We start from the raw sequence: 24,836 nt of genomic DNA, 5'->3' as shown, positions 1-24,836 counted from the left end.
CCGCTGTGCGGACGGCCCTGGAACTTGCCGTGCGTGCACAGCGCATCCCGGAGCGCCCGGAACCAAAAGGGCCAGCAGACTAGCACAGATGCCATCGCGTTGATGAGAGGTGTCAGTGCTGCCACGCGATCGGTACCTTCAGGCTTTCCTCGATGCCGAGTCCACACATCTCGTCATGAACCGAAACATGTACAAGGTTGAATGGCAAGCTGGGAAAGGCGTGAAGCACTTCACGCGCATGCTCGACCGAGCGCAGATGAAACATCTGGCCGCGGGCATCACTCAATGGATACGCCGCGCCGTGCATCCGCGCTTCCAACAGGTAGATCCCACCTTCCATCGAGATCAGGTTGAGCTCATCGATCTTCCCGGCGATGGCATAGGCATTCAACTCTTGCAGGTCCATGAACACACCTCACACAGTGGCGAGCCAAGATCCTTACAGGCATAAGCCTCGGCGCATCAAAGTACAAGCCACAAACAACACCGCCCGTCTGTTTCGCAACTCTGTCTAGCCAATCAGTGCTTGGTCAGCTTATCCAGATAACCCATGGCAAACGCCGAAATCACGAAGGTCATGTGGATGATCACGTACCACTTCAAATGCTCGGGATCGATGTTCTTGGCGTCCATGAAGACCCGCAGCAGGTGGATGGACGAAATCGCCACGATGGAAGCGGCCACCTTCATCTTCAATGAAGAGGAGTCCATGGTGCCCAACCAGTTGAGCTTCTCCTTGCCTTCGTCGATATCCAGTTGGGAAACGAAGTTCTCGTACCCGGAGATCATCACCATCACCAGCAGGCCGCCCACCAGCGCCATGTCGATCAGCGACAGCAGCACCAAAATCAGATCCGACTCGGCCATCGAGAACACGTTGGGGATGACGTGAAACACTTCCTGGAAGAATTTCAGCGCCAGCGCCAGCAGACCGAGGGACAGACCAAAGTAGATCGGCGCCAGCAGCCAGCGGGAGGCGTACATTGCATTTTCGATAAAGCGTTCCATTAAATCTCACATGTGGGCTGGAAATGGCCGCGAGTATATCAGCCACCCGTTACACCCAGAAACCGTCGGGAAATCCGCAACCTGCGCGTGTGTGACAAGGTTTTTCTGCTAGTGTCCAAAGCATTGACAGCTCAGCGACATCGGACAGGAAGACGGGAAATGGATGTGCGATTGCCTCTAACGAGCGCCGGAATTTGCCTGGCTTTGCTGATGAGCGCCTGCTCTCCCAGCGATGAGAAGCGCCAGGTCAGCCTCGAGGAAAAAACTGCGCAGCTCGAGAAGTCTCTGGATGCGATTCAGGATCCGAAACTCAAGGATGCCGTGGCTGAACTCGGTGGCTCACTGTTGTTGCTCGAGCGTGCGCAACTCAAGCTCGACAGCAAACCGGTAGAAACAGAATACGGCGAAGACGCCCTCGCCGTGCTCCAGCACTACCCCACGCCACAAGCCTTGGTCGACACGTACATCAACGGTCTGTTCGTGCTGCACAAAGACTCCAGTTCCGACTACCTGACCGATCTGCAACCGGTGTTCCCTTTCAACTTCAGCATTCCGGCCGCGTTTCTCTTTCCCCATGGCCTGGAATGGCAGTCGGTGACTTTGAGCGACAAGCGCGTCATCCCGTTTCAGCCGGAATGGTCGGAAACCGATCCCGGTATTCAGTTGAGCCCGTCGAGCTCAAACCTGACCAACCCCGACGACCTGACGGTGACCTACCCCTTCATCGATGGCCTGGACGTCGATAACAAGAACCCGCCACAACCGGTGAGCCTGCAAGGCAAGGTAGACGTGATCGCACCGCGCCGGCTCTACAGCTTCGACCTGACGAAAAAGGACGTTGGCCAGACTCGCACCAACGACAACCTCAGCGTCACCCTGCTGAAACTTGCCAACAACTACGCCGAAATCGAATTCAACAACAGCGCACCACTGGCCCCCGAGGTCAGCGAAACACCGTTGAACCCGCTGATCGTTCAGGCCAAGGACAGCACCGGGCAGTTTCTCTCGCGCTCAGGCTCGATCAACGAAACCGCCGCACAAATTGCTTTCTATCAACAGCAACTGGCGAAAATGCAGCAGCAGAAAGCCTGGAGCGAGAACTTCGAAAAACAGATCGATGACGAGCAGCGCGCGTTTGAGAAGCAACAGAGCCACCATTATTCCAAGGTGTACTTCAATGGGCCGATCGAGACCCTTGAGGTCAGCGTACTGGACTTTTCAACCGCCACGGTGACCCACAAGAACCTGGACCTGCCAGTCCGTCGCTTCGACCCACACACCACGGAAAAGACCATCCAGCCACTGACTTTGCCGGTGGTGGTGTACGACGATCAGGCCCCGATCTGGCTCAAAGGCGCAACGCTTGGCGAGGAAAAACTGAAAAAGAACGTCAGCATCAGTCAGTCGGTCGAAGACCCCAGCGCCGCCCGTATCGAGTTCGATCACTCCAAAAGCTTCAATGATGAGCTGCTCGGCACCTCCTTCAACCCCGGTGAAAGCCCGGTCAGCTTCTTTACCGAGGACGGTAACGGCAAGCGCGATGAGCCGATCGAATTGCCGCCTGAGGCTTACCAGGTCGATCCCCTGCGCGGCACCATTACCTACGACTTGAACCTGTTTCCAGAAACCCCGGCTTACGCGGTGGGCTCCATGCCGCTGTTCCTCGCCACCGTCGAAAAGAAAACCATCGACACCCACCAGTTGCCCAAAGGCCTGGCGCTCAAAGGCAATGCGCTGGTGGTTAATCTGAAGCTGTTTCCCGCCCAGGACTGGCGTTTCTTCGCCAAGGACGACAGCGGCAATTATCTGAAGGAGATTCTTTCGGTCATTCACGATGCGAGCGCAGAAGGCCCGGCATTATTGGGCGTGCATTACTTCTACGGGCAGCCTGCCCGACTGGAAACCTATCAACGAACCGACCTCACCACCGTGCAATATGGATTCGAGGTCAAACTCGACACGGCGGATACGTCCCACCTTGCCCAATAGCCGGTTCAGTGCTCGGGTCGAAACTCGAAACCTCCAGGATTACGGCAACGGCCACCATTGATTTCCCGCAGCTGAGCTTGCAGGTGCAGGCACCAGATTTGCGGATCATCGGCCAGTTCATAGCCGTGCAGGGTGAGACTTTCAACGATGGTGTAGAGGATCGACTCAGCCACAAAGGGACCATGAAACGGGCCCTGGGCCTTAATGGCAGAAGGTTGTTCGCCGGCCATTCCGGCGGCAAAGAGTAAGGTCCACATGCCCGTATCGCCCGCCAATGGGCGGATGGCACACTCGATACGGGTCACAAGGCCCAGGCATTGACGGGTGAGGCAGAGGTTGCGCGACATGGCGGCGACCCTCGGTAGATCCGGTATTCAGCCCCCACGGGAGGACTGTCTCGATCCAGTGATTACTGTCGATATCCTTGAGCTGAGAATAGAAGAAAAGTTTGACTTGTACGTCAGGTGAGACCGAAAGGCGCCGAATGGTCATTGTGTGAATATTGACGTCAGACCGACGGCACTTGTAGGAGCGAGGCTTGCCCGCGAAAGCCGTGACGCGGTTTTACCGGAATAACCGCGTTATCGCTCTTCGCGGGCAAGCCTCGCTCCTACAGGGGGCTCTATGTCAGGCGGGTTTGGCTTCCACTAACGCTTCCTGCGCAGCTTCTTTTTCCGCTTCCTTGAGGTCTTCTTCGCTGATCATTTCTGCGATGACCCGCAGGCGTTCTACCACCCGCGCGTTAACGCTGCCTTCAGGGAACTGACCATCGGCGTCTGGCGCACCAGCCGGCTCGCCAACCAACAGGCTCAGCGCCTCATCGGCCTGGCGCACGGCGTAGACGTGGAACTGCCCCGCGCGCACCGCCGTCAGCACTTTCTCGTCGAGCATCAGCGTGGCAACGTTGGCCTGAGGAATGATCGCCCCTTGCTCACCGGTCAACCCGCGCGCTTCGCAAAGTCGGAAGAAGCCTTCGATTTTCTCGTTGACCCCACCCACCGCCTGCACTTCACCGAACTGGTTGATCGAGCCGGTGATCGCAAAGCACTGCTTGAGCGGGGTTTTCGACAAGGCCGAAATCAAGGTGCAAGCCTCGCCCAGCGATGCACTGTCGCCATCGACGTAACCGTAGGACTGCTCCAGGGCGATACTCGCGGAAATCGCCAGCGGGAATTCCTGGGCGTAACGGCTGCCCAGATACCCGGTGAGGATCATCACGCCTTTGGAGTGAATGGGCTGACCGAGATTGACCTCGCGCTCGATGTCGACGATGCCGCTACCGCCCGGATACACCGTGGCGGAAATCCGCGCCGGCACACCGAACGCCGAGTCGCCGACCTCCAGCACTGTCAGCCCGTTACATTTGCCCACCGCCGCGCCATCCGTGTCGATCAGGATGATTCCCGCCAGCATGTCATCAAGAATCCGCGCCGAGACGCGCCCGGTACGCGTGGCCTTGGCCTTGAGCGCACGTTCGATGTGCCCGGCGTCGGTCATTTCATCACCGGCCAGTTGGCGAATGAAATCCGCCTCGCTGACCAGTTGGAACAGATCACCGATCCGCGCCGACAAACGCCCCTGGTGCTCAGCCAGGCGAGCACTGTAAGTCGCCAGACGCGCCACCGCATCAGCGGTCAGCGGCGCCATGCCTTCTTCGGAGGTGCGGGTTTTGAGCAACTGGGCGAACTGCTCCAGGCTTTCGTCAACCATCGGGATGTCTTCGTCGAAGTCCACCAGAACGCGGAACATCTCCTGGAAGTCCGGATCGAGGTCCTGCAGCGTGTAGTAGAGCTGTCGGGCGCCAATGATGACGACCTTGACCTGCAACGGAATGTGTTGCGGTGCCAGGGTCACGGTGGCCAGGCGGCCCAGCTCACCGAGTGGCGATTCCATTTTCAGCTTGCGCGATTGCAAGGCGCGCTTGAGCGCATCCCATACGAACGGCTCGCTGAGCATTTTTTCTGCTTCGAGGATCAGGAAACCGCCGTTGGCCCGATGCAAGGCGCCCGGCCGCAACTGCCGATAGGTCGTGTAGAACGCGCCCTGATCGGTGCTGTATTCGATGCGGCCAAACAGGTTGTCATAGGTCGGATGCGGCTCGAAGACCACTGGCGCACCGCCGCTGAACGGATGACCGACCACCAGGCTCGGCGCGTATTGCTCTTCCAGCAGCTTGCGGGCGATGGCGTCAGTTTTGCTGTCGTCCACCAATTGCTCGACCACAGTCTTGAGCAGGTACACCTGCATCGCTTGCAGGTAACCGCAAACGCCGGCGTTTTCCGCGTACTTTTCCGACAGCGGTGCGAGCAATGGCTGCAAGGCCAGTGTGATGGTTTCTTCGTTGAGCTGGCGCAGTTGATTGCTCGACTCACGCTTCCACTGCGGCAGGCTGGCGAGCTCTTCGTTCAGCCGCTCTTCCAGCCACGCAATGTCGTCGTGAAAACGCTCGCGATCGGCTTCCGGCAACTGGGCAAATTCGGCTTCGTCCACGGCCTTGCCTTCGCTCATCGGGGTGAAGGCGATATTGGTGCTGTCGCGGTACAGCGCGACTTCCTTCTCCAGCGCCAGGCGCTCGATCACATCCAACGCGCGGTCATAGCGTTGATTGAAGGCGCGGTCGATGGCGCTTTTCTTCTGCTGGTAGGACGGGTGCTCGAACACTGCCGGAAAAGTCGCCAGCAGGTTGTCGATCAAGCCGTTGATGTCATCGATAAAGGCACCGGCGGTGCCAGAGGGCAACTCCAGGGCACGAGGTTCGCGAGGATCATCGAAATTGTTGACATAGACCCAGTCCGCCGGGGTCTGCAGGCGTTTGCCTTCGGCTTTCAGGTAGCGTTTGACGAACGAGAACCGGCCAGTGCCGGGCTCACCCATGACGAATACGTTGTAGCCGGGGCGTGGCATCGCCACACCGAACTGCAAGGCTTCGACCGCACGTTCCTGGCCAAGCACACCGCGGAAGGGCTCCAAATCATTGGTGGTAGAGAAGCTGAACTGTTCAGCGGAAAACGGACGGGTCAGCGCTTCAGGCGCTAGACGCAAGCTGGCAGCAACAGGATCAGGCATCGGGCTTCCTTACATCAGGCGGGGCAGATAGCGGCATTCTGGCGCCGCCCATACCTCACTTGCAAGGCGCGCCTCTAGCCAAAGCATAGACAAAGCGGTATCGCTAAGCGGGTCGGGTCTAAATCAATGTTTTCAACGAATGTTATGCAAAAAATAACGGAACCTCAGGAACGTGCCTAAACTCCAAACTGCGCGGCTGGAACAATAACCGGCCCACTGGCGCCAGATCGGGCCAGACCCCTTGTCCATTGGTATGCACATAAAGAGAACAAAGCTATGAAACGGATTCTTCTCGGTACTCTCTTCACCGTTGTATCCCTCAATGCCATGGCTCAGGCGCCAGGCGGCCCGGATTGCGGTTGGGGCAACATGCTGTTCGAAGGTCAGCGTGGCACCCCGGCTCACTTCCTGGCATCCACCACCAACGGCACTTCCGGCAACGCAACGTTCGGTATGACCTCCGGTACCAATGGTTGCTCGACTAATGCGTCGCTGACCTATGGCGGCAAATCCTGGATTGCCATGAATGGCATGATGAACGAGCTGTCCGAAGACATGGCTAAGGGTCAGGGCGAAGCGCTGACCACATACGCCGTGGTAATGGGCGTGGCGCCGGAAGACCGTGCGCACTTCGCCGCCGTCACTCATAAGCACTTCCAGCAGATCTTCAGCAAGGCTGACGTGACCGCTGACGACGTGCATACCAACACCCTGGCCGTTCTGAAGAACGATCCTCGTCTGGCTAAGTACGTTACTCAAGCTTAAGCTCGACCCGCCCGTTCCTTTCGGGGAGCGGGTTTTATTTTTTGGACCTGACCCTTTTTGGTCTTTGTATTCTTCGAGTTTAAGTAGCCCACTATGCTCAAACGCCTTGCCTGGCTGGCGCTCTGTGTCTGCGCCCCGCTGTCCGCCGCGCCTCACATAGACAATCAACGTTTGCAGCAACTGGCCAACGACCCCTTCTGGATTTCCCTGGGCCACTACGAAACCGCCAAACTCGGCGGCTGGCGGAGCTATGTCAGCGACAAGAAGTTTTTTCTTGCACCCGATGGCAACGAACATCCCGACCGCGAACTGGCCGCCACCGTGCAAGCGCTGTACGCCCCGGCCAGTGCCGGCGAAAAACACGCCCAATGCGTCTACCCCGCCCGCACCCGCTGGCTGAAGGCGCAGCTCAACCTGAGCGATCTGCCGACGCTTCCCTGCACAGAATTCAAGCAATGGTTCAAGGATGTTTCACCCCACAGTGCGGTGATGATTTTCCCGGCGGCGTATCTGAACAGCCCGTCATCGATGTTCGGCCACACGTTGCTGCGCATCGACCAGGCCAATGTGCAAAGCGATCAAACCGCCCTGCTCAGTTATGCGATCAACTTCGGTGCGTACATTGAGGGTTCCGACAACAGCATCCTGTATGCCTGGAAAGGCTTGATGGGCGGCTATCCTGGTTTGTTTGCGCTAGTGCCTTATCAGGAAAAACTCTCGGAGTACCGCAGTCTCGAGAACCGCGATCTGTGGGAGTACCGCCTGAACCTGACCCAGACAGAAACCGAGCGCATGGTCGAGCACGTCTGGGAACTGAAACAGATCCAGTTCGACTATTTCTTCTTCGACGAAAACTGCTCCTATCGCCTGTTGGAACTGCTGCAAGTGGCCCGCCCGAGCCTGCGATTGACCGAACAATTCCCGCTGACCGCGATTCCTACGGACACCGTGAAAGCGGTGAAAGAAGCCGGACTGGTGGAATCCATTCAGTATCGACCGTCTCGCGAACGTGAACTGCTGAGCCGCGCCGAGCCGTTGACCGACGAAGAACAGGATTGGGTGCTGAATGTCAGCGCCGACCAGAAGCAGTTGCAGGCGCCGGCGTTCAAGGCTCAACCGCGCGAGCGTCAGGCGCTGATCATCGACGCGGCCTATCGCCTGGAGCGCTACCGCGCCAACGGTCAGGAACGTGACCCGCAACGGGCGCAGCGCAGTTTCGAACTGCTGCGGGCGATCAACCAGAACCCGGCACCGGAACTGGACATCCCGCAACCCGGCCTGCCCGAGGATGGCCATGAATCGCGAACCTGGCAGGCCGGCATCGGCACCCGAGGCGACAAGGCCTTTGGCGAATATGGCCTGCGCATGGCGTATCACGATCTCAACGACAACGCCGAGAGCTTCCCCCTCGGTGCGCAGATCGAAATCCTGCAAATGAAACTGCGCCAGTACGAAGGCAATCACTGGCAGTTGCAGCAATTGGACCTGGCGACCATCCGCTCCCTGACCCCGCGCAATGAGTTGCTGCAACCGCTCTCGTGGCAGGTCACCGGCGGCCTGGAGCGAGTGCCCGGCAAACATGACGACGAAACCCTGGTCAGCCACGTCAATGGCGGTGGCGGCGGTACCTGGCAACTGGGCGACGACATGCTCGGCTTTGCCTTGGGCACCGTGCGCGTGGAGCACAACAACGACTTCGCCGGTTTCATCGCTCCGGCGGCGGGCTTCAATACGGGCCTGCTGTGGAAAAACCCGCTGGGCAACTTCAGCCTGGAGGCCAAAGGTGATTACTTCACCAATGGCGAAGTACGCCGTAGCGTGAGTCTGAATCAGCAGTGGGAACTGTCGCGCAACCTGGGTGTGCGCCTGAGTGCCCAGCGCGAATTCAGCCACCTGGCTTCGCCCGAGAACGAAGTGATGCTTGAGGTGAAGTGGTATCACTACTGATCTTTTGATCTCTCTTTCACATCCCATCGACGAATCCACTCCTAGACTTCTGATATAGGCCGTAGAACGGCCCCGGGAGTCTGAGATGTGGCGTTGCGTGGGTGTGGTGGGTTTGCTGATGTTGATCGCGGGTTGCCAGACGACCCACGAGGATCTGATCGCCAAGGGCTATCCACCGGCGTTCGCCGATGGCTTCGATGACGGTTGCAGCAGTGGCCGGCAAGCCGCTGGCGCAATCACTGGCGAGTTTCGAAAAAATGTCCCGCGTTACCTCAAGGACAAGCAGTACGCCGAGGGCTGGAGCGATGGCTTCCGTCAGTGTCAGGCGATGCGCGAAAGCGAGGATCGCGAAGATTATCGCCGCCATCATTGGGACGACCGGGACAAAGCCTGGCAGCAGCAAAAGGATCAGGGTGCCGCCCGTGCGTATCGCTCGCAATGAGTCGCTGACAGACATCCGTCGAAACTAAAAGCCTGCGATCATGGCCCAAACCCTATAACGGGAGAAAACCATGAGTCGCGCCTTCGTCAATGAAGATAACGCCGCCGCGCAAGCCGATCAGCCAGTCGAACGGCAGGTCAGCGCGCAGCCCAATTACGTCACGCCCGCCGGGCTTGCGCAGCTTCAGGCGAAAGTCGCCGAGGTGCAAAACCTGCTCAATGAACAGAGTTCTCGGGGTGAACTGGCGGACAAACAGCGCCAGGCCGACCTTGAGCGTGACTGGCGGTATTTCAATCAACGCCTGCAAAGCGCTCAGTTAGTCGTGCCGGCCTCCTCGACCAACAAAGTGCAGATGGGCGCCTGGGTGACCTTTGCCGATGAACAGGGCAACGAACAACGCGTGCAATTGGTGGGCGAGGATCAGGCGGATGCCGCGAGCGGGCTGATCAATTGGGGTTCGCCGCTGGGTCGGGCGTTGCTGGGTGCGCAGGTTGGGGATGAAGTGCTGTGGAAGCGGCCGGCGGGGGATTTGTTGATTGAGGTGTTGGGCATAGAGATTGGGTGAGCTTGCTCGCGATGGCCGCGCCGCGGCTTATCTGAAACCCCATAAAAAAACGGAGCCCGAGGCTCCGTTTTTTCATGCACCAACCTGAAATCAGGCCAGTTTCTTGTGCCGTACACGATGCGGCTGAGTGGCCGCCTCGCCAAGACGTTTGCGGCGATCGGCTTCGTACTCGGTGTAGTTGCCTTCGAAGAACACCGCTTGCGAGTCGTCTTCGTACGCCAGGATGTGAGTCGCGACGCGGTCAAGGAACCACCGATCGTGAGAGATCACAATGGCGGCGCCCGGGAAGTCCAGCAGGGCTTCTTCCAGGGAACGCAGGGTTTCAACGTCGAGGTCGTTGGACGGTTCGTCGAGCAGCAGGACGTTGCCGCCCTCCTTCAGGGTCAGGGCCAGGTGCAAGCGACCGCGCTCACCACCGGACAGGTCCTTGACGAACTTCTGTTGATCGCCGCCCTTGAAGTTGAAGCGACCGACGTAGGTGCGCGACGGGATCTCATAGTTGCCAATGCGGATCTGGTCGGAACCTTCGGATATTTGCTGGAAGACAGTCTTGCTGCCGTCCAGGTCTTCGCGGCTCTGATCGACGCACGCCAGTTGCACGGTTTCGCCGACTTCGATGCTGCCCGAATCCGGCGTTTCCTTGCCCATCAGCATGCGGAACAGGGTCGATTTACCGGCACCGTTACCGCCGATCACGCCAACGATGGCGCCTTTTGGCATGGAGAACGACAGGTTGTCGATCAACACCCGATCGCCATAGCCCTTGGAAACGTTCTTGAACTCGATGACCTTGTCGCCCAGGCGCGGACCGGCCGGGATGTAGATCTCGTTGGTTTCGCTGCGCTTCTGGAATTCCTGCGATTGCATTTCTTCGAAGCGTTGCAGACGAGCCTTGGATTTGGACTGGCGGGCCTTGGCGCCTTTGCGCACCCACTCCAGTTCTTCCTTCATGGCTTTTTCATGGGCCGACTGCTGCTTGGATTCGGCAGCCAGACGATCGGACTTGGCTTCAAGCCAGCCCGAATAGTTGCCCTCGTACGGGATACCGGCGCCGCGGTCGAGCTCGAGGATCCAGCCGGCGACGTTGTCCAGGAAGTAACGGTCGTGCGTGATCGCTACCACGGTACCCGGGAAATCGTGGAGGAAATGCTCCAGCCAGGCGACGGAATCGGCGTCCAGGTGGTTGGTTGGTTCGTCGAGCAGCAGCATGTCGGGAGCGGACAGCAGCAGGCGGCACAGGGCCACACGACGCTTTTCACCACCGGACAGGAATTCGACCTTGGCATCCCACGCTGGCAGACGCAGCGCATCGGCGGCGACTTCCAGTTGGCGATCCAGATTGTGACCGTCGCTGGCCTGCAGGATGGCTTCGAGTTTGGCTTGTTCAGCGGCCAGTTTGTCGAAGTCGGCATCCTCATCAGCGTAAGCCGCGTAGACCTCGTCCAGGCGCGCCTGGGCGTTCTTGATCACGCTGACCGCTTCCTCGACCACTTCACGCACGGTCTTGGTCGGGTCCAGGATCGGTTCTTGCGGCAGGTAGCCGATGTTCAGGTCCGGCATCGGACGGGCTTCGCCGTCGAACTCGGTGTCGACGCCAGCCATGATTTTCAACAGCGTGGATTTACCCGAACCGTTAAGGCCGAGTACGCCAATCTTGGCGCCCGGGAAGAACGACAGCGAAATGTTTTTGAGGATTTCCCGCTTCGGTGGAACAACTTTACCCAGCCGATGCATGGTGAATACGTATTGAGCCATGGAGAACCTAGGGTCAGTGACTGATGAATGATTGGAGCGCAGGCGATGCCTGGCCAGGCTGTGCGCGTCGGCCGATTGATGGGTATCAATGCGTGCGCGCTAAAAAAGCCCTAGGAGCTGGAACGCTCCCGCGTAACCGGCAAAGCTACCTGAATGACCGATGGCAGTCCAGCCGAGCGGGACTGGCACTTTGCCACAACTCAAGGCATGCTAGCCGCCCTTCGGGCGTCCGGCTTATAGTGCACGTCGCGCCAGTCAAGCCAAACCGCAGGATTACAGTTTGTCTAATGTCTCTCCCCCTTCTTCCGTGAGCGCACTCAATCCTGCGACCGGCTCACCCCTGCGTGGATCCTTGAAGGGCGCGCTGGCGACGCTCGTCCTGCTGCTACTCGCGCTACTGTTTTGGCAGTTGCTGGATCAGCTTCGCGAAACCCAGAAAAACCAGCGTCAGTACACCATCGACTACACCGCCGATCTGGCCTCGCAAGTCAGCCTGAACATGGCGCTCAACGCCCAGATCGCCCTCAACCTGCTACCGATCGTCGAACAACCAAAAAGCGCCGACGAACTGCAGGCGCTGCTGCGCAAGCTGCAAAAATCCTTGCCCGACCTGCGCAGCCTTGCGTTGCTCAGCCCTTCCGGGAAAGTCCTCAGCGACAGTGCCGACGACAGCAACGACGCCGACTACCTGAGCGAACTGGTCCGACGCAGTCACGCCCAGGCCCATTATTTCAGCAACGCCAATGACGGTTCGATGGTGCATCTGCTCCTGCATCAGGCCAGCGGTAGCACCCGCGGCTACTGGGCTCTGCGCCTGACGCCGACAATTTTCTCGTCGCTCACCACACCAAACGAAGCCGGTATTCGCCCGCAGTGGCTGGTGGAAAACCGCGTCAACCACCAAGTCATCAGCCGCGATGAATCGCAGACTTTAGCCAAATTGAGCGAGCTGACCGCGAACGATGTAACCAACAGCGTGCTGACTGTCCCCCTGACCGGCAGCGACTGGCAACTGCGCGGGCTATTCGACCGGCAACGGGTAATCGAACAGTTGCTGCCGGCGTTCATCGGCAAATGCCTTCTGGGCCTGGCCTTCTCCCTGCTGCCGTTCATCGCCCTGCTGAACATGCGCCGCCGCCAGCGTCAGGTGCATGAAGGCCGTCGACGCTACCAGGATATTTTTGAAGGCACCGGCGTCGCCCTGTGTGTGCTCGACGTGTCCGGGCTCAAAAGCGTCTTCGACAAGGCTCAGCTGCACAGCAGCGAACACCTGAAGGCCTGGCTCGATACACCACAACAACGCCAGCAACTGCTGCAGGAACTGCGCATCACCGAGGTCAACCTGGTCGCCCTGCAACTGCTCAACGTCAACACTTGCGATCAAGCCTGGAAACTGCTGATCGACGGCAATCCGCAGGACGGCACCGCCATCGGCAATCAAGTGCTCGAAGCGGTGCTCAACCAGCAGAGACAGCTTGAACTGGAAATCAAACTGCAGGACGCCAATGGCCGCGACCAGCACGTGTGGCTGGTCCTGCGGTTGCCGGAAGACCTGGACGACTATAAATCGGTGATCCTGAGCATCACTGATATCACCAGCCGCAAGCTCGTCGAACTGTCGCTGCTGGAGCGTGAAGGATTCTGGTCCGACGTGGTGCGCACCGTGCCGGATCATCTGTACGTGCAAGACGTGATCAGCCAGCGAATGATTTTCAGCAACCACCACCTGGGCCAGACACTCGGTTACAACCGTACCGAACTGCACCAGATGGGCGAGTATTTCTGGGAAATTCTCCTGAATCCCGAAGATGCCGATTTCTACCACCGCTCGCGCCAAACCCAGCGGCAGGCTGGCTACAGACAATTGCTGCAATGCCAACTGCGCTTCCGCCACCGGGATGGTAAATGGCGGCGTTTCGACATCCGCGAACAGGCGCTGGCGCGGGACAAGCACGATCAGGTCACGCGGATCATCGGCGTGGCCAAGGACATCACCGAACAGATCGAAGCCAGTGAGTCCTTGCGCGACAGCGAGCAGCGTTACCGGATGCTCGCCGAAAGCATCAGCGACGTGATTTTCTCAACCGACAGCAAGATGGCGCTCAACTACGTCAGCCCGTCGGTGCAGGCCGTGCTGGGTTACGACGCTGACTGGATTTTCCAGAACGGCTGGCAATCGACCATCGCCAACCCGCAACAACTGACCGGCATTTACACCCTGATGGACCGGGTCAGCAAAGCGCTGAATAAACCCGAGCAACTGGCGCTGTTGCGCAGTCAGGTGCAGACCCAACTGTTTTTGTTCGACTGCCTGCGGGCCGACGGGCGCAAGATTCCCATCGAGCTGCGGCTGGTGCTGGTCTGGGACGAACACGGTGCATTCGAGGGCGTGCTGGGCGTCGGTCGCGACATCAGCCAGCAGCGCCGGGCTGAAAAAGACCTGCGCATGGCCGCGACAGTGTTTGAGCACTCGACCTCGGCGATCCTGATCACCGACCCGGCCGGCTACATTGTCCAGGCCAACGAAGCCTTCAGCCGTGTCAGCGGTTATGCGGTGGAGCAGGTGCTCGACCAGTTGCCGAACATGCTGACGGTCGATGAGCAGCAGGAGGCCCATCTGCGTTACGTGCTCAAGCAGCTGCATCAGCACAGCACGTGGGAAGGTGAAGTCTGGCTCAAACGACGCAATGGCGAGCATTACCCGGCCTGGGTCGGGATTACGGCGGTGCTGGATGACGAAGGCGATCTGGCCAGCTACGTGTGCTTCTTCAGCGACATCAGTGAGCGCAAGGCCAGTGAGCAGCGGATTCACCGTCTGGCCTATTACGACGCCCTGACCCACCTGCCGAACCGCACGCTGTTCCAGGATCGCCTGCACTCGGCGCTGCAATCAGCCGAACGGCAGAAGTCCTGGGTGGTGCTGATGTTCCTCGACCTGGATCGTTTCAAACCGATCAACGACTCCCTGGGCCACGCCGCCGGCGATCGCATGCTCAAGGAAATGGCCACGCGCCTGCTCGGTTGTGTCGATGATGACGACACCGTGGCGCGCATGGGTGGCGATGAATTCACCTTGCTGCTGCAACCGCGGCTCACCCGTGAAATCGCCTTGAACCGGGCGATTCATGTGGCCGAACAGATTCTCGCCAGCCTGGTAAAACCGTTCGTGCTTGAAGGCCGCGAGTTCTTCGTCACCGCCAGTATCGGGATCGCCCTGAGCCCTCAGGACGGCAACGAACTCAGCCAACTGATGAAAAACGCCGACACCGCGATGTATCACGCCAAGGAGCGTGGCAAGAACAACTTCCAGTTCTATCAGGCCGACATGAACGCCAGCGCCCTGGAGCGTCTGGAGCTGGAAAGCGACTTGCGTCACGCCCTGGAGCAGAACGAATTCGTCCTCTACTACCAACCGCAGTTCAGCGGCGATGGCAAACGCCTGACCGGCGCCGAAGCCTTGCTGCGCTGGCGCCACCCGCGACGCGGTCTCGTACCGCCGGGGGACTTCATCCCGGTGCTCGAAGAGCTCGGTCTGGTGGTGGATGTCGGCGACTGGGTGATCAGCGAGGCCTGCCGTCAACTCAAGACCTGGCATCAGGCCAAGGTCCGGGTGCCCAAGGTGTCGGTGAACATTTCGGCCCGGCAATTCTCCGACGGCCAACTCGGGACGCGAATCGCCACCATCCTCAAGGAAACCGGCCTGCCGCCAGCGTGCCTGGAGCTGGAACTGACCGAAAGTATCCTGATGCGCGAAGTCAGCGAAGCGATGCAGATACTTGCCGGGCTGAAAAATCTCGGCCTGAGCATTGCGGTCGACGACTTCGGCACCGGTTACTCATCGCTCAACTACCTCAAGCAGTTCCCCATCGACGTGCTGAAAATCGACCGCACCTTCGTCGACGGCCTGCCGTCGGGTGAGCAGGATGCGCAAATTGCCCGCGCGATCATCGCCATGGCCCATAGCCTCAATCTGGCAGTCATCGCCGAGGGCGTGGAAACCCACGAGCAACTCGACTTCCTGCGTGAGCATGGTTGCGACGAGGTTCAAGGGTATCTGTTTGGCCGTCCGATGCCGGCGAGCCGGTTTGAAGCGCAGTTCAGCAATGATGCGCTCTTCATGTTTGACTGAGACCTTTGATCCCGTCATGAAGCCCACTTGTCTGCGACATGATGTCCTTTCATATGCCATCTAAAACCCATTGGGTTAGAATGCCCCCCTTTTCTGCCCCGATCCTTGAGGACCGCCATGTTCAGCCGTGATTTGACTATTGCCAAGTACGACGCCGATCTCTTTGCCGCCATGGAGCAAGAAGCTCAGCGCCAGGAAGAGCACATTGAGCTGATCGCTTCGGAAAACTACACCAGCCCTGCGGTGATGGAAGCTCAAGGCTCGGTACTGACCAACAAGTACGCCGAAGGCTACCCGGGCAAGCGCTACTACGGTGGTTGCGAGTTCGTCGACGTGGTCGAGCAACTGGCCATCGATCGTGCAAAAGAACTGTTCGGCGCCGATTACGCCAACGTTCAGCCGCACGCCGGTTCGCAAGCCAACAGCGCCGTTTACCTGGCCCTGCTGCAAGCGGGCGACACCCTCCTGGGCATGAGCCTGGCTCACGGCGGTCACCTGACCCACGGTGCCAGCGTTTCCTCTTCCGGCAAGCTGTACAACGCCGTTCAGTACGGCATCGATGCCAATGGCCTGATCGACTACGACGAAGTCGAGCGTCTGGCCGTTGAGCACAAGCCGAAAATGATCGTGGCCGGTTTCTCTGCCTACTCGCAGATCCTGGACTTCCCGCGTTTCCGCGAAATCGCTGACAAAGTCGGCGCCTACCTGTTCGTCGACATGGCCCACGTGGCGGGTCTGGTCGCCGCTGGCGTCTACCCGAACCCGGTGCCTTTCGCTGACGTCGTGACCACCACCACGCACAAGACCCTGCGCGGTCCACGTGGCGGTCTGATCCTGGCTCGCGCCAACGCCGACATCGAGAAGAAGCTGAACTCCGCGGTATTCCCGGGCGCCCAGGGTGGCCCGCTGGAGCACGTAATCGCCGCCAAAGCGATCTGCTTCAAGGAAGCGCTGCAGCCTGAGTTCAAGACTTACCAGCAACAAGTGGTGAAGAACGCCAAGGCCATGGCCGGCGTGTTCATCGAGCGCGGTTTCGACGTGGTATCGGGCGGTACTGAAAACCACCTGTTCCTGCTGTCGCTGATCAAGCAGGAAATCTCCGGTAAAGACGCCGACGCCGCTCTGGGCAAGGCTTTCATCACCGTGAACAAGAACTCCGTGCCAAACGATCCACGCTCCCCGTTCGTCACCTCCGGTCTGCGCTTCGGTACTCCGGCTGTGACCACTCGCGGCTTCAAGGAAGCAGAGTGCAAGGAACTGGCCGGCTGGATCTGCGACATCCTGGCTGACCTGAACAACGAAGCGGTGATCGATGCCGTTCGTGAGAAGGTCAAGGCCATCTGCAAGAAGCTGCCGGTATACGGCGCCTAATCAGCCCGCTAAACCGCAGCAACGAAAAACCGGCCAGTGATGGCCGGTTTTTTTTCGTCCGCGATTTTTTAAAACAGTGAAATGGCTCAAGGTCGGGGCATTGCGCCCAACTGGTAAGACCGGTAAAGCCAATCTGCAAATTTCCACTTGCGAACACCCAAAAACAGCGCCTAGACTGCGCCTGCACTGGACATACCGGTAAGACCACAATAATTAAGTCCTGAATCTGATGCGCTTAAGCGCACGGCAGCCAGGACACCGACCAGGATTCCTCCCATGCTCAAATGGTGCTCGCGTTCAATCTTCCTCCAAGTGGTTCTCGGACTGGTGCTCGGCATCGTCTGCGGGCTGACCCTTCCTGAATACTCCGCCCAGCTCAAACCGCTCGGCGACGGTTTCATCAAACTGATCAAGATGCTCATTGGCCTGATCGTGTTCTGCGTAGTGGTCAGCGGCATCAGCGGTGCCGGCGACCTGAAGAAGGTCGGACGCATCGGCCTGAAATCGGTGATCTACTTCGAAATCCTGACCACCATCGCCCTGGTGATCGGCCTGGTGTTCGCCTTCAGCACCGGCATTGGCAGCGGCGCGAACATTCATCTGGATCAGCTTTCCGCCGCGGACATGGGCGACATCGCCCAGCGCGGTCAACACATGCACACCACCACACAGTTCTTGATGGATCTGATCCCGACCTCGGTGATTGGCGCCTTTGCCGACAACAACATCCTGCAAGTCCTGCTGTTTTCAGTGCTGTTCGGTAGCGCGTTGAATCTGGTGGGTGAAGCGGCTTCGGGTATTTCCCGGTTGATCAACGAACTCAGCCACGTGATTTTCCGCATCATGGGTATGATCGTGCGCCTGGCGCCGATTGGTGTGTTCGGGGCGATTGCCTTCACGACCAGCAAATATGGCCTGGACTCGCTGCAACACTTGGGCAGCCTGGTCGGCCTGTTTTACCTGACTTGCGTGGCGTTCGTGTCGCTGATTCTCGGCCTGGTGATGCGCCTGTCCGGCCTGCGGATGTGGCCACTGCTCAAGTACCTGCGCGAAGAACTGCTGATCGTCATGGGCACCGCTTCTTCCGACGCCGTGCTGCCGCAGATCATGCGCAAGCTTGAGCACCTGGGCATCGGCAGTTCGACGGTCGGGCTGGTGATTCCAACCGGTTACTCGTTCAACCTGGACGGTTTCTCGATCTACCTGACCCTGGCCATCGTGTTCATCGCCAATGCCACCGGCACGCCGCTGGCCATGAGCGACTTGCTGACGATTCTGCTGGTGTCGTTGATCACCTCCAAAGGTGCCCACGGTATTCCCGGCTCGGCGCTGGTGATTCTTGCGGCAACGCTGACGGCAATCCCGGCGATTCCGGTGGTGGGCCTGGTGCTGGTGCTGGCGGTGGACTGGTTCATGGGCATCGGCCGGGCGCTGACCAACCTGATCGGCAACTGCGTGGCTACCGTAGCCATCGCCCGCTGGGAGAAGGACATCGATATTCAACGGGCGAACAAAGTGCTTTCCGGCCAAGTGGGTTATACCTTCCAGCCAAGAAAACCTGTCGCCCCGGCGCATCAGCAGGAATTTTGAATAATCGCCGTGCCTGCCTGCGGGCAGGCACGGTCATCAATCGTTTTGGATGCTCGTGGAGCGAACAGTGATTACCTCGTCGACCGTTGTGAATTCAGTCGTAGAAAAACTCAGGGCCGCTTTGGTCCGTGGTCAGTGGCGATCCGGCGAGATGCTGCCGGGGCAACGTGAGCTGGCCGAACAACTGGGCATCAGCCGCCCGAGCCTGCGTGAAGCCGTCATCGTGCTGGAGACCCTCGGGCTGGTGCGCTCCATGCCGGGTAAAGGCGTGGTGGTGTTGGAGGTCAATCTCAGCGACAGCCAAAGCCACGACAGCGCGGTGGCCGGTGCGAGCCTGGAAGACGTGCTGCAACTGCGCTACACCCTCGAGCCGTTCATTGTCGGCCTGGTCGCGCAGTCGATCAGCAGCAAGGAAGTCGGGCAACTGCGCCTGACCCTGATGGACATGCGCGAAGCCCTTGAGGCCAACGACAGCGAAGCCGGCGTGAACGCCTACATCGCGTTCCACGAAGAGCTGTTCACGCTGACCTCGAACCCGATTTTCCAGAGTGTGGTGCAACAGACCAGCAACGCCCTCAAGCAAAGCGCCGACGTGCTGCGCAATTCGCCAGAGCATCTGGCTGAACGTCTCGAAGAAAACGAAGCGGTAGTGCGGGCGATCCGCAGCAAGAACAGCGCCCTGGCCAGCGCCGAAATGCGTCGGCACATCCTTCGCGAAGGCCAGCGGATGGGCATCGAATTGAACATTCCGGACGACAACCTCGACAGTTGAGCCCGCTTCGAACTGGAGACAAGCCATGAACAGCTTCGCCTCGCCGCAAACACTCACGGCCCTGCCCTTCCCTCGAACGAATACCGGGAAGCCGTCGGCGGATGATCTCTACTCACGGATGTTCGATGCCATTCTCGAACAGCGCATCGTCCCCGCTAGCCGCTTCACCGAAGAAAGCCTGGGGGACATGTTCGGGGTCAGCCGCAGCAGCATCCGCCAGGTACTGACGCGCCTGTCGTATCAGCAGATCATCATCCTTCGCACCCATCATCGTCCCCGAGTCGCCGCGCCAGACATCGAGCAAACCCGCCAAACCCTTCATGCCCGGCGCCTGACCGAGATCACGCTGGTGCAACTGGCCAGCCAGCAGCCTCAAGCAGAAGATCTGAAACGCCTGCATGACCTGATCGCGCGGCAGCGCCGATGCATGGAGCGCGGTGAGCGCGGCCCGGCAATTCGACTGTCTGGAGAATTCCATCTACAACTGGCCGAGATGGCCGGCAATGCACCGCTGGCGCATTTCCTCGGCAGCCTGGTCCCCGTGACATTGCTGGCCATTGCTCGACATGAACGACCCACGCCCAGTTATAGCGAATGGCATGAAAGCACACTGCTGGTGCAGGCTCTGGAGCGCGCAGACGTTACAGCAGCGGTTCGACTGATGACCCGGCAACTGGATCATCTTGAACAGACGCTACTGATGCCGCGCCCTGAAACTCGAGCGATAGAACATTAGGCAACTCCGCATCCAGGGCATGCAGCAAGGCTTGCCCGACCCCGGCAATGCCCAGCATCATCCCCAGATCGGGAATGCTGTCTTTACCGATAAAGTCTTCATTGAAGAAGTTGTGCACAGCCTCGGAAAACGCCTGCAACACGCGGGCGACGCCCTGGTCGTTTGCGTCCCGACGGTACAGATCCAGCAAGCACACAAGATTCCCGAAATCACCGTGACAAAGGCTATAACCGCTTCCCAGGCCATGCCCCCAGAGATTGTTTTCACAGGTTTTGATGTCTGCTTCGACTGCCGTCCTTGCGTCGTGGCTCAAGGCATTTGCCAGCGCCCTGCTCAGTTGCAACCGGGAGATCAAAATACCCGCATCACCATGACACCATTTGTTCATATAGCTTTGTCTGGAGCAATCACGCAGATCGAGCCAGAAGCCTTGGACGGTGAGACGGTTTTCGGCCTCCAGCAACTGCGTGATCAACGTCACGAGCGACGAATCCCGAGTGACCTCGTACACCTTGGCAAGCGCATGGAGGATGCCGGATATCCCATGGGAGAACCCCGTCAGCAGCGGCACCCGAGTATCACCGAGCACAAATGTGCCGCCTTCGTACCTCAGTCGGGACTTGATCGCTTCGGTAAACGTTTTTATGAGGGGCAGCAACATCGCGCGCTTCTCCAACAAGTAGAGATTCGCCAACATTGTCACCGTGCCGCACCCGCCATTGAGAAAGTCGTACTCGTCATCCGGACGAGGACAGTCGGCGAGCTTGAGCAGTAACCCATCGATGGTTTGCTGGTGATTCTGCCGTCCTGTCACACGCTGGTAATTGACCAGCACGTACACATAGGATGCCAACCCGAAATAGGCGCTGACCGTCATGTCACTGTCAAAATGGCCGTGGGACTTTGCCATCGAACGCAGGATCTCGTCAGCCTTATCGTTGTAATGTTCCTGGCCGCTGACGCTGAATAGACTCATGTAAAAAATCGCAAGCCCGCCCATGCCGTTGTACAAGCTGTTACCCATTGCAGAAATGTATTTGCGCCGGGTTCGCGGATGAGTATTCAAGAACATCCACCCGACATCGCCCTCCTCACCCTTGATACGAAAGCGCTCGATTGCCCCGGCGATGCTCATTGCAGCATCAAGGTACTGCGGCGAGCTCAGCCCCGGCGCTCCGTCACATCGATGTTTACGGTTCATGGGCAAGGCGTCGTTGGAAACGGGAAACAGGCACTCCCGAAGTATGTACTTCTGGAAGGTTTTATCGCTGGGCGAGAGTGATCTCAACTTGCGCCGGCAACTGTCAAAAGGGGTTTCGATCGCCAGTTGCGTCAACTCCACACCTGCAGCACCGACTATTCGGCTTGAACCGATAGACATGGTGAAACAAGGGATGTTGGCCTTCTGCAAATCGTTCAATTCGTAACGTGGTAGCTGATGGCCAGTGAGCGTCTCGTTCAACTCTGCCCACAACGTTGCCAGCAGCACCTCACGCTGAATCATGCATTGCATGAAGCGCGGATGAAGGGACAGTTCGATGAAGTCGGCGTAACGCTGCGTATTTTTTAACAGGACACGGGTTTTCAGCTGGCTGACGTGCTGGGTGATCAGTTCCTGTACCGCGTCGATATGGTTCACGATCTGGTCGTAGGCATCTTCGAACCCTTGGAAGAACACGTGCTGGTACTCATCCACTGAACGCGGCTCACCCTTGAAAACCGGCAGGTGTCTGATCACAGGAACCTTGTCGACCTTGACCGTTTTCAAACGATAGAAACTTTGCTCACGAATCAGCTGCTTCTTTTTCGAAATGAAGGTTTTCTGCCGAGTCAGCCCGCCGGTGTCATTGTCGGTGTCTGGCGAATAGGCGACAAAACCGCTCGAGAAGACGGACTGACTGTTGCGTTTGAGGGTTTTGAACAATGCACGGGTGTGTGGAAGGTTGATCTTCAGATCAACCATGGCGGCCGAGAACAGGCACTCCAGGTCGATCATCACCGGGCTGTTGCCGCAGGCAATGATGTTTTCGTAGTGGAAATCGATGCCGTTCAAGGCGTGAACGACCGCAATCTGTGCCCCCATCCGCCGGTAGAATAACGACAGATCGGTCTCTGCTGCGCACGCCAGATTCTCGATTTTTTCGATCCAGCAGCGCCCCTCCCTGGCTACCGTTATCGGCGCATAGATGGCAAAGCTGTCATCGCCGGTCAGCTCATGAAGGCGCTTTAGCAGTGCATTGTAGAACAAGGCCTCATGATTGCTCCGTGGCTTGTACACCAGCGATTGACTGCCAACCTGTACAGAGCAGACCGTTTCTCCGTCCGCATGGGGATCGCCCAACCCGAGGTTGATTGCGTCTATCCGTTTGCCAGGCAAACTGAATGTACGTTGGAGTAGGTCAGCGTCGTCGGCAAAATGAAAAACGACCTTGTACAGGTACGCTACCGTGCTGTTGATCTGCTCGATCAAGAGACGGGTGAGAACCGGGTATGATTTCAGAACCGCGCCTGTTATTCCGGTTTTCAATCGCTGATTGAAGGTCTGTAGATCCAGATCGGCATTTTCGGATATCTGCGTATTCAGCGCATGGACAAGAGACTTTTCCGATAAACGTTTGACGCCTGCGATGACGTAAGACTTGACACTCGCCAGCAAACTATCAACATTCGTCAAGTTGCACACCTCAATAAATCGCCGCTCTTCTTCGAAGCACTTCTTGAAGTAGTCGTAAAAAACATAATAAAAGCAGTAGAAACATTCCTGACCTACGTCTTCCACATGCTCGCCCAGTAACAGCGACTCTATAATGTCAATTTCGTGTTTCAAAGACACTATCACCGACGACTCATGTTCACGCTCGACAGGCCTGTTGTTACTTTCAACTCGTTGAATCAGTTGCTGCCGATCCAGACCAAAATAATGCAGTAGAGCATTATCATTTTTATGCAGCTGCGCAATGGTCTTATGCAACAGGGCAACATCTATCGACGCACCGGCGCCCGTTATTTCACGCTCTTGAAACGTCAGTACATCAGCCAACATTTGATGACACCTATAACGGATATGGCGAGCCATCGACTCGCCATAGGTGACTGCCTGCTTAGCAGTCCAGAACGGTGCAGCCCAGGGTGCCGCACGATACGGTGGTCGCCATGACCTCTGCGCCCGCGGTCTGGTTGTCGCCTGCTTTTACGTAGGCTTCGAATTCCGCATCGAACTCACCCGACAGATCCATGATTTGCTCTTTCATTCAATTCTCCATACTCAACAAGTTAACGCCAATATTAGCGCCCAAAGACTGTATCACCCGGATGAAATAATGAAAGATTAGAAACCCAACCAAATGTAACTTACACCCCCCTCTAACTCCGCCACTAAAAGCCAAATCAGAAATAACCTTTAATGCTTTAACACACACAGCAATCATTCAGCCGAACACAGCAATACTTATCCAACAAGGACACGGAACAATATTAATTCTGAATTTCAACAAGAAATCTTTAGTCGTCATTGCGACGACGTGAAAAAGTGCCCAATGCAATGGGCACTGAACTTTTAGTCCGCGGCTATCCGCGCAAACCCTTCACGAATCTTCTCTTCTGGCAAATCATCGGCAATAAACACGATCACGCTTTCGCGCGTTTCATCGTTCGCCCACTCGGTGTCCCAATCGAATCCGTACAACTTCAACACGCCCTGAAACACCATGCGCCGTGGCTCACCCAGGATGTTCAAAACGCCTTTGTAGCGCAGCAGTTGCTTGCCATGGTCTTCGAGCAGCTCGTTCATGAACTCGCTGAGTTTGTCGATATCCAGTGGCTTGTCGGTGCGCAGTACCAGGCTGGAAATACGGTCGATGGACGGCGCTTTGTTCACCGGGCGCAGGCTGACGCCGCCAAGGTCGGCATTGAGATTGAAACCGCGCACGTCAAGCAATTCGGCCAGGTCAATCTTGCCGTGCTCGACCACGCGAATCGGTGCGCGACGGTTGATCCGGGTCAGCCGCTCGCTGAGGGCGTTGAACGTCGCCTCGTCCACCAGATCGCGCTTGCTCACCAGTAAGCGGTCGGCGAAACCGATCTGCGCCTGGGCGATGGTTTGGGTCAGGTGAGTGTCGGCATGAGCGGCGTCCACCAAGGTGATGATGCCGTCAAGGATGTAGCGCTCGCGCAGCTCTTCATCGATGAAGAACGTCTGCGCCACCGGTGCCGGGTCGGCCAGGCCGGTGCATTCGATCACCAGACGGTCGAAGGCGATTTCGCCGCTGTCCAGGCGCTCGAGCAGCAAGTACAGAGCCTTGGTCAGGTCAGTGTGGATGGTGCAGCAGACGCAACCGTTGGACAGCGTCATCACTTGCACCGGTTCGTCGCCCAGCAGTTGGGTATCGATTCCGGCGTCGCTGAATTCGTTCTCGATCACGGCGATTTTCAGGCCGTGTTCGGCTTTGAGCAGGTGGCGCAGCAGGGTGGTTTTTCCCGCGCCGAGAAAGCCACTGAGGATTGTTACAGGGATAGGGGTCAACAAAATAAGGTCTCCCGGACGCAAAAAAACTGTAGGAGCCTGGCTTGCCGGCGATGGCGTCCTGAAGATCGCCATCGCCGGCAAGCCAGGCTCCTACAGTGGTGTGTTGCCTAGACCTCGTGCATCAACAGCACTTCGGCCCACCCTTGCCACCGTAACGAGCCTCCTGGCGTTCCCGG

The 24,836-nt window shown here is 58.1% G+C and carries 18 protein-coding genes; 10 read left to right on the top strand and 8 right to left on the bottom strand.

Annotation, left to right across the window (positions count from 1 at the left end; translation table 11 throughout):
* Nucleotides 1-112 precede the first annotated feature (112 nt).
* Together QK293_RS22105 and QK293_RS22100 are read right to left on the bottom strand one after the other, a co-directional pair.
* Nucleotides 113-406: a DUF6482 family protein gene (locus tag QK293_RS22105; RefSeq protein WP_282381062.1), complete on the bottom strand. Its 294-nt coding sequence runs from the start codon at nucleotides 404-406 to the stop codon at nucleotides 113-115.
* A gap of 113 nt (nucleotides 407-519) precedes the next feature.
* Nucleotides 520-1,008: a TIGR00645 family protein gene (locus tag QK293_RS22100; RefSeq protein ID WP_282381060.1), complete on the bottom strand. Its 489-nt coding sequence runs from the start codon at nucleotides 1,006-1,008 to the stop codon at nucleotides 520-522.
* A 159-nt stretch (nucleotides 1,009-1,167) separates the two neighbouring features.
* Between QK293_RS22100 and QK293_RS22095 the strand changes: the two genes are divergently transcribed.
* Nucleotides 1,168-2,997, top strand: coding sequence for a hypothetical protein (locus QK293_RS22095; RefSeq protein WP_282381058.1), 1,830 nt, complete (start codon nucleotides 1,168-1,170; stop codon nucleotides 2,995-2,997).
* Between the two features lie 5 nt (nucleotides 2,998-3,002).
* Here QK293_RS22095 and QK293_RS22090 read toward each other — a convergent pair whose 3' ends face one another.
* A complete protein-coding gene (locus tag QK293_RS22090) occupies nucleotides 3,003-3,344 on the bottom strand; it encodes a hypothetical protein (RefSeq protein WP_282381056.1) in 342 nt (113 codons plus the stop codon).
* A gap of 280 nt (nucleotides 3,345-3,624) precedes the next feature.
* A complete protein-coding gene (locus tag QK293_RS22085) occupies nucleotides 3,625-6,063 on the bottom strand; it encodes an ATP-binding protein (RefSeq protein ID WP_282381054.1) in 2,439 nt (812 codons plus the stop codon).
* 276 nt (nucleotides 6,064-6,339) lie between these two features.
* Between QK293_RS22085 and QK293_RS22080 the strand changes: the two genes are divergently transcribed.
* The 4 genes from QK293_RS22080 to QK293_RS22065 all read left to right on the top strand — a co-directional run bounded on the left by QK293_RS22080 (nucleotide 6,340) and on the right by QK293_RS22065 (nucleotide 9,782).
* Nucleotides 6,340-6,828, top strand: a complete 489-nt coding sequence (locus QK293_RS22080; protein WP_282381052.1) for a DUF3015 domain-containing protein — start codon at nucleotides 6,340-6,342, stop codon at nucleotides 6,826-6,828.
* A 93-nt stretch (nucleotides 6,829-6,921) separates the two neighbouring features.
* Nucleotides 6,922-8,775, top strand: a complete 1,854-nt coding sequence (locus QK293_RS22075; RefSeq protein ID WP_282381050.1) for a DUF4105 domain-containing protein — start codon at nucleotides 6,922-6,924, stop codon at nucleotides 8,773-8,775.
* Nucleotides 8,776-8,860: 85 nt separating this feature from the next.
* Nucleotides 8,861-9,217 carry a hypothetical protein gene (locus QK293_RS22070; protein ID WP_282381048.1) on the top strand — a complete coding sequence of 119 codons (357 nt, stop codon included), beginning with the start codon at nucleotides 8,861-8,863 and terminating at the stop codon, nucleotides 9,215-9,217.
* Nucleotides 9,218-9,287: 70 nt separating this feature from the next.
* Complete coding sequence (locus tag QK293_RS22065; protein WP_282381046.1) at nucleotides 9,288-9,782, top strand: GreA/GreB family elongation factor; 495 nt, start codon at nucleotides 9,288-9,290, stop codon at nucleotides 9,780-9,782.
* 90 nt (nucleotides 9,783-9,872) lie between these two features.
* On the opposite strand, the gene ettA is transcribed toward QK293_RS22065, so the two are convergent.
* Entirely contained in the window at nucleotides 9,873-11,537 is a 1,665-nt protein-coding gene (ettA, locus tag QK293_RS22060) for an energy-dependent translational throttle protein EttA (protein WP_282381044.1), read from the bottom strand.
* A gap of 280 nt (nucleotides 11,538-11,817) precedes the next feature.
* Here ettA and QK293_RS22055 point away from each other — a divergent pair, with 280 nt between their 5' ends.
* The 5 genes from QK293_RS22055 (at nucleotide 11,818) to QK293_RS22035 (ending at nucleotide 20,135) form a co-directional block, all read left to right on the top strand.
* Nucleotides 11,818-15,666 carry a bifunctional diguanylate cyclase/phosphodiesterase gene (locus QK293_RS22055; RefSeq protein WP_282381042.1) on the top strand — a complete coding sequence of 1,283 codons (3,849 nt, stop codon included), beginning with the start codon at nucleotides 11,818-11,820 and terminating at the stop codon, nucleotides 15,664-15,666.
* Between the two features lie 117 nt (nucleotides 15,667-15,783).
* Nucleotides 15,784-17,037, top strand: coding sequence for a serine hydroxymethyltransferase (gene glyA, locus QK293_RS22050; protein WP_282381040.1), 1,254 nt, complete (start codon nucleotides 15,784-15,786; stop codon nucleotides 17,035-17,037).
* Nucleotides 17,038-17,313: 276 nt separating this feature from the next.
* On the top strand, nucleotides 17,314-18,627 hold the full coding sequence (locus tag QK293_RS22045; RefSeq protein WP_282381038.1) for a C4-dicarboxylate transporter DctA: 1,314 nt from the start codon (nucleotides 17,314-17,316) through the stop codon (nucleotides 18,625-18,627).
* 67 nt (nucleotides 18,628-18,694) lie between these two features.
* Complete coding sequence (locus QK293_RS22040) at nucleotides 18,695-19,399, top strand: FadR/GntR family transcriptional regulator (RefSeq protein ID WP_282381036.1); 705 nt, start codon at nucleotides 18,695-18,697, stop codon at nucleotides 19,397-19,399.
* A 25-nt stretch (nucleotides 19,400-19,424) separates the two neighbouring features.
* Entirely contained in the window at nucleotides 19,425-20,135 is a 711-nt protein-coding gene (locus QK293_RS22035; RefSeq protein ID WP_282381034.1) for a GntR family transcriptional regulator, read from the top strand.
* Here the strand turns inward: QK293_RS22035 and lanM are convergent.
* From lanM to yjiA, 3 genes are all read right to left on the bottom strand, one after another.
* On the bottom strand, nucleotides 20,041-23,178 hold the full coding sequence (gene lanM / locus QK293_RS22030; RefSeq protein ID WP_282381032.1) for a type 2 lanthipeptide synthetase LanM: 3,138 nt from the start codon (nucleotides 23,176-23,178) through the stop codon (nucleotides 20,041-20,043). The two genes, QK293_RS22035 and lanM, sit on opposite strands and share 95 nt — an antisense overlap.
* A gap of 58 nt (nucleotides 23,179-23,236) precedes the next feature.
* The gene (locus QK293_RS22025) at nucleotides 23,237-23,386 is read right to left on the bottom strand and encodes a hypothetical protein (protein ID WP_282381030.1); all 150 of its coding nucleotides are present in this window, start codon (nucleotides 23,384-23,386) and stop codon (nucleotides 23,237-23,239) included.
* A 305-nt stretch (nucleotides 23,387-23,691) separates the two neighbouring features.
* Nucleotides 23,692-24,660, bottom strand: a complete 969-nt coding sequence (gene yjiA, locus QK293_RS22020) for a GTPase (RefSeq protein WP_282381028.1) — start codon at nucleotides 24,658-24,660, stop codon at nucleotides 23,692-23,694.
* Between the last annotated feature and the right edge of the window lie 176 nt (nucleotides 24,661-24,836).

The organism is Pseudomonas sp. AL03 (genome assembly GCF_029960815.1).
In the GTDB taxonomy this organism is placed as follows: Bacteria; Pseudomonadota; Gammaproteobacteria; order Pseudomonadales; family Pseudomonadaceae; genus Aquipseudomonas.
The sequence above is the reverse complement of the archived record's forward strand: the minus strand, read 5'-3'. Positions and strand labels throughout refer to the sequence as shown.